The following is a 4,864-nucleotide window of genomic DNA, read 5'->3' on the forward strand; positions in this document are numbered from 1 at the left end:
GCCAGCACCTGCTGCGCCTCGCGGTAGCCGATGGCGCGCGAGGCGGTGCGTCCCTCGGCCAGGCCCTCGTCGAGCAGCCGCTCGACCTCGGCGACCAGGCCGGCGTCATACATGTGGTGCACGCGCTGCTCGATGCGCGCGTCGAGGGTGGGCCGGTCGATGTCGACGCCGATCTGCACGGTGCGCGGGTCGGCGTACTCCAGCTCGGGCAGCGACCCGGAGTAGGGCTGGCCGGTCAGCTCGATCACCTCGAGGGCGCGCACGATCCGCCGGCCGTTGTCGGGGGCGAGGGTGTCGGCCGTGCGCGGGTCCAGGGCGGCGAGGCGGCAGTGCAGCGCCTCCGAGCCGACCTCGGTGAGCTCGGTCTCGAGCCGGGCGCGGACGGCGGGGTCGGTGGCCTGGAACTCGAACCGGTCGAGGATCGCGCGGATGTAGAGCGCCGAGCCGCCGACGAGCACCGGCGTCGCACCCCTGCCCCGCAGCTCGGCGATCACGGCGCGCGCCCAGCCCTGGAAGGCCGCGACCGTGGCGGGCTCGCGCACGTCCTGGGTGTCGAGCAGGTGGTGCGGGATGCCGCGGCGCTCACCGACCGGGATCTTGGCGGTGCCGATGTCCATGCCGCGGTAGACCTGCATCGCGTCGGTGTTGACGATCTCGCCACCCAGTCGCTCGGCGAGGTCGAGCGAGAGCGACGTCTTGCCCGACGCCGTCGGACCGACGATCGCCACCGTTACTGCCGGGGTGTGAGGGGTCCCCTGGCTGCTGGTCATGTCGCTAGTGTGGCAATCAGGCGCGCCGAGGTGGCGTCGCCCCCACCGCACGATCCGCTCACCGACGTCAGGGGAACACCATGGGCTTTCTGGACAACGCCAAGAACAAGCTGAGCGACGCCGTCGACAAGCACGGCGACAAGATCGACGACGGCATCGACAAGGCCGCCAAGTTCGCCGACGACAAGACCGGCGGCAAGCACGCCGACAAGATCAGCTCGGCCACCGACAAGGCCAAGGACGCCCTCGACAAGCTCGACGGCAAGAACGACGACCTGAAGTGACCGCACCGGTTCCCGAGGAGACGAACGCCGCCTACGACCTCGACGAGGCACCGCCCGGCGAGCACGACAGCGAGCTCACCCAGGGTGCCGACGCGTCCGACGGTGACGCGGCCGCGGCCTCGCAGGAGGAGAACGCCGAGACGTCGCTGGACCAGCCGTCCCAGTGAACGTCGATCACGACCGCTTCACCGTGGTGCCGGCCGCGTACGTCTACCTCGTGCGCGGCGGCCACGGCTCGGGCTCCCTGGAGGTCCTGCTGCAGCTGCGACAGGGCACCGGCTACATGGACGACCACTGGGCCGCCGCTGCTGCCGGCCACGTCGAGCGCGGCGAGAGCGCCCTCGACGCCGCCCACCGCGAGGCCCTGGAGGAGATCGGCGTCGCCGATCTCGCCCTCGACTTCGTCACCACGTTGCACCGCACCCGGCACGACCTGCCGATCGACGAGCGCGTCGACTTCTTCTTCACCGCCCGCTCCTGGAGCGGCGAGCCCCGCATCATCGAGCCCCTCAAGTGCGCCGAGCTGCGCTGGGTCGCGCTCGACGCCCTCGACGACCTGCCCGGGCCCGTCGTACCGCACGAGCGGGCGGTGCTGGACGGGCTCGAGGCCGGGCTGCCGGCCTACACGACCTTCGGATTCGACCGCGAGACAGCAAGGAGCAGTCATGAGTGACACCGACCAGCAGGACGACCTCGGCCCCGCACCGGAGCCGCAGATCGAGCCCGGCGACCCGAACCCCGGCGGCGTCGACGCGATCAGCTATGCCGACGGTGCGGAGGCGCTCCCCGACGAGGTCGACGCGCCGTCCGCGCCCCTCATGCGCGACCTCGACCCCGACGCCAACCCGGCGGTCGAGGACGCTCTGCCCGACGAGATGAAGGAGGGTGAGGACACCACCACCGAGGCCACCAAGGGCGACGGTGGCGAGGACGACGGTGACGTCGACCCCGAGGAGGAGTCCCCCGCATGAGCACCCCCGAGAACCCCCTCACCGACGGGGACCCGACCGGCGAGATGGGCACGCAGGACGTCAGCCCGCAGGAACGTCACCCCGACGCCGACGTACCACCCGAGCAGGCTGCGGGCGGGGTCGAGATCAACCCCGACCCGCCGATCCCGCCCAAGTCGGGCTACGGCAAGGGCGACCCGCGCTCGGCGGAGCACCCCTACGACAAGCCGCCGCGCAACGCCTGAGGGTCGTCAGCCGCGCAGTCGGGTGACGTCGAGAGGCGTCTCGACGGCCGCGCCGTCCGCGCCCTTCTCGACCCAGTAGGCCCCGGCGCCGGCGCGCTCGCTGAAGGCACCGACCATCTCGGTGCCTCGGTAGAGCACGCCTGCGCCGTCGTCCGTGGCGTAGCCGGCCGGCAGCGAACCGTCGGCGATGAGGCTCTGGAAGAGCGGGCGACGCTCGGCCTCGGAGTCGTAGTGGACTCCGTTGGAGAAGGGCAGCAGCGCGAGTCCGTTGGTGATCGGCCGCAGCCGCGGCCCGAACGAGTCGGTGGTGCCGCCGACGTGCCAGCAGATCGACCCGGCCGAGACCCCGGTCAGCACGACCCCGGCCTCCCACGCCTCGCGCATCACGTCGCCGACGCCGTGCAGGTCCCACATCGCCAGCAGGCCCGCGACGCTGCCGCCGAAGACCCAGATGACGTCCTGCGACAGCAGGTGCTCACGCACGTCCTCGACGTTCGGCATCGTGAAGAGCTGCACGTGCGACGGCGCGAACCCGGCGAGCTGGGCGGCGTCGTAGAAGTCACGGATGCCGCGCGGGTCGTCGCCCGAGGCCGTGCCGAGGTAGCAGACCCGCGGCGCCCGCCCGGTCACGTCGGCGAGGTCGACGGCGTGGTGGGTCAGCGGGCCGACCTCGTAGCGCGTGCGGGAGCCGGCGACGATTCCGCCGGACGTGGCCAGGATGGTGGGGGCGTCAGCAGTCACTGCGCCATCCTCAGCGATAGTCCCTTACGAAGTGGTCCCGAATCGCCCCGGACAGGGGCCATTTCGTAAGGGACTATCGGGTGGGTCGCCTCAGCGGCAGGCGGGGGCGTCCGGCAGCGGGGCGGGGACACCGATGCTCGGCATGCCGAGGGTGACTCCGCCGGCGGTCGGGTCGGCGGCGCGGGCCTCCCACGCGTCGCCGGAGCGGGTACGGCGTACCGAGAGCACGCGGTCGGCCACCAGGTGGTGCGGGGCGGCGTGGGTGATCTCGACGGTCACGTTGTCGCCAGGACGAACCGGGTCCAGATCACTGCCCGGGGCAGCGAAGTGAACGAGGCGGTTGTCGGGCCCGCGACCGGAGAGGCGCAGCGTCTCGGCGTCCTTGCGGCCCTCGCCCTCGGCGACCATCAGCTCGACGGTGCGACCGACGAGCCGCTTGTTGTCCTCCCAGGCGATCTGGTTGACCAGCTCGACCAGGCGGCCGTAGCGGTCCTTGACGACCTCGGGGCTGATCTGGTCGGGCAGGTCGGCCGCCGGAGTGCCAGGACGCTTGGAGTACTGGAAGGTGTAGGCGTTGGAGAAGCGTGCCTGGCGCACCACGTCGAGGGTGGCGAGGAAGTCGTCCTCGGTCTCACCGGGGAAGCCGACGATGATGTCGGTGGTGATCGCGGCGTCCGGCATCGCCGCACGCACCCGGTCGATGATGCCGAGGAACTTGGCGCTGCGGTAGGAGCGGCGCATGTCCTTGAGGACCTTGTCGGAGCCTGACTGCAGCGGCATGTGCAGCTGCGGCATCACGTTGGCGGTCTCGGCCATCGCCTCGATGACGTCGTCGGTGAACTCCGCGGGGTGCGGCGAGGTGAAGCGCACCCGCTCGAGTCCCTCGATCTCGCCGCAGGCGCGCAGCAGCTTGGAGAAGGCCTGGCGGTCGCCGAACTCGACGCCGTAGGCGTTGACGTTCTGACCCAGCAGGGTCACCTCGGAGACGCCGTCGGCGACCAGCGCCTCGATCTCGGCGAGGATCTCGCCCGGACGGCGGTCCTTCTCCTTGCCACGCAGCGCCGGCACGATGCAGAAGGTGCACGTGTTGTTGCACCCGACGGAGATCGAGACCCAGGCGGCGTACGCCGAGTCGCGCTTGGTCGGCAGGGTGGACGGGAAGACGTCGAGCGACTCGAGGATCTCGATCTGCGCCTCCTGCTGCGACCGCGCCCGGTCGAGCAGAGCCGGCAGGGAGCCGATGTTGTGGGTGCCGAAGACCACGTCGACGTGCGGGGCCTTGGTGGTGATCGTGGCGCGGTCCTTCTGCGCGAGGCAGCCCCCCACGGCGATCTGCATCCCGGGGTGGGCGGCCTTGATCGGCTTGAGCTGCGACAGGTTGCCGTAGAGCTTGTTGTCGGCGTTCTCGCGCACCGCGCAGGTGTTGAACACGATGACGTCGGCGTGGCCGGTCTTCTCGCCCGGCTCGGGGCGGAAGGCGACGAGGCCGGCGGTCTCGAGCAGGCCGGTCAGGCGCTCGGAGTCGTGGACGTTCATCTGGCACCCGTAGGTCTTGACCTCGTAGGTGCGGGGCGCGGGTGAGGTGGCTTCAGCAGATTCAGGCAGGGCAGTCATGGCGGATCAAGGGTACGGCGACCCGCCGCGCGGTGGGTCATCAGCGGACCAGACCACCCCAGCCGCGGGCGTCGAACACGCCTACGCTCAGGACCGCCATGACCCGACTCCTCGCTCCCGCCCTGCTGGCCACCGCTGTGCTGACCGCCGGACTCCTCTCCGCCCCGGCCCCCACGAGCGCGGGAAGCGCTGAGACCGCCACCGTCGTGCGCTGGTCGGACGGCGACACCGTCGTCACCGACCTGGGCACCGGGCGCCTG

General features: G+C 71.3%; 8 protein-coding genes. 5 read left to right on the forward strand and 3 right to left on the reverse strand.

The window, feature by feature from the left end; translation table 11 throughout:
* A partial coding sequence (gene miaA, locus VOI19_RS14425; RefSeq protein ID WP_323793658.1) for a tRNA (adenosine(37)-N6)-dimethylallyltransferase MiaA occupies window positions 1-770 on the reverse strand: 770 nt, incomplete at its 3' end.
* 80 nt (window positions 771-850) lie between these two features.
* Between miaA and VOI19_RS14430 the strand changes: the two genes are divergently transcribed.
* The 5 genes from VOI19_RS14430 to VOI19_RS14450 are packed head-to-tail and all read left to right on the forward strand — an operon-like array spanning window position 851 to window position 2,249.
* Window positions 851-1,054 carry an antitoxin gene (locus tag VOI19_RS14430; RefSeq protein WP_323793659.1) on the forward strand — a complete coding sequence of 68 codons (204 nt, stop codon included), beginning with the start codon at window positions 851-853 and terminating at the stop codon, window positions 1,052-1,054.
* Window positions 1,051-1,221, forward strand: a complete 171-nt coding sequence (locus VOI19_RS14435; RefSeq protein ID WP_323793660.1) for a hypothetical protein — start codon at window positions 1,051-1,053, stop codon at window positions 1,219-1,221. The genes VOI19_RS14430 and VOI19_RS14435 overlap by 4 nt, the downstream gene beginning before the upstream one ends.
* Complete coding sequence (locus tag VOI19_RS14440; protein ID WP_323793661.1) at window positions 1,218-1,727, forward strand: NUDIX hydrolase; 510 nt, start codon at window positions 1,218-1,220, stop codon at window positions 1,725-1,727. Before VOI19_RS14435 ends, VOI19_RS14440 begins: the two co-directional genes overlap by 4 nt.
* Complete coding sequence (locus VOI19_RS14445; protein ID WP_323793662.1) at window positions 1,720-2,025, forward strand: hypothetical protein; 306 nt, start codon at window positions 1,720-1,722, stop codon at window positions 2,023-2,025. Before VOI19_RS14440 ends, VOI19_RS14445 begins: the two co-directional genes overlap by 8 nt.
* A complete protein-coding gene (locus VOI19_RS14450; RefSeq protein WP_323793663.1) occupies window positions 2,022-2,249 on the forward strand; it encodes a hypothetical protein in 228 nt (75 codons plus the stop codon). The genes VOI19_RS14445 and VOI19_RS14450 overlap by 4 nt, the downstream gene beginning before the upstream one ends.
* 6 nt (window positions 2,250-2,255) lie before the next feature.
* Here VOI19_RS14450 and VOI19_RS14455 read toward each other — a convergent pair whose 3' ends face one another.
* Both VOI19_RS14455 and miaB read right to left on the reverse strand, forming a co-directional pair.
* Window positions 2,256-2,990 carry a peptidase E gene (locus tag VOI19_RS14455; RefSeq protein WP_323793664.1) on the reverse strand — a complete coding sequence of 245 codons (735 nt, stop codon included), beginning with the start codon at window positions 2,988-2,990 and terminating at the stop codon, window positions 2,256-2,258.
* A gap of 90 nt (window positions 2,991-3,080) precedes the next feature.
* Window positions 3,081-4,604, reverse strand: coding sequence for a tRNA (N6-isopentenyl adenosine(37)-C2)-methylthiotransferase MiaB (gene miaB / locus VOI19_RS14460; protein ID WP_323793665.1), 1,524 nt, complete (start codon window positions 4,602-4,604; stop codon window positions 3,081-3,083).
* Between the last annotated feature and the right edge of the window lie 260 nt (window positions 4,605-4,864).

Source organism: Nocardioides sp. (assembly GCF_034670285.1).
Classification (GTDB): domain Bacteria; phylum Actinomycetota; class Actinomycetes; order Propionibacteriales; family Nocardioidaceae; genus Nocardioides.

Coding starts and splice junctions, on each gene's coding strand:
- VOI19_RS14430 (WP_323793659.1), top strand. CDS start 851: ATGGGCTTTCTGGACAACGCCAAGAACAAGCTGAGCGACGCCGTCGAC.
- VOI19_RS14445 (WP_323793662.1), top strand. CDS start 1,720: ATGAGTGACACCGACCAGCAGGACGACCTCGGCCCCGCACCGGAGCCG.
- VOI19_RS14450 (WP_323793663.1), top strand. CDS start 2,022: ATGAGCACCCCCGAGAACCCCCTCACCGACGGGGACCCGACCGGCGAG.
- miaB (WP_323793665.1), bottom strand. CDS start 4,604: ATGACTGCCCTGCCTGAATCTGCTGAAGCCACCTCACCCGCGCCCCGC.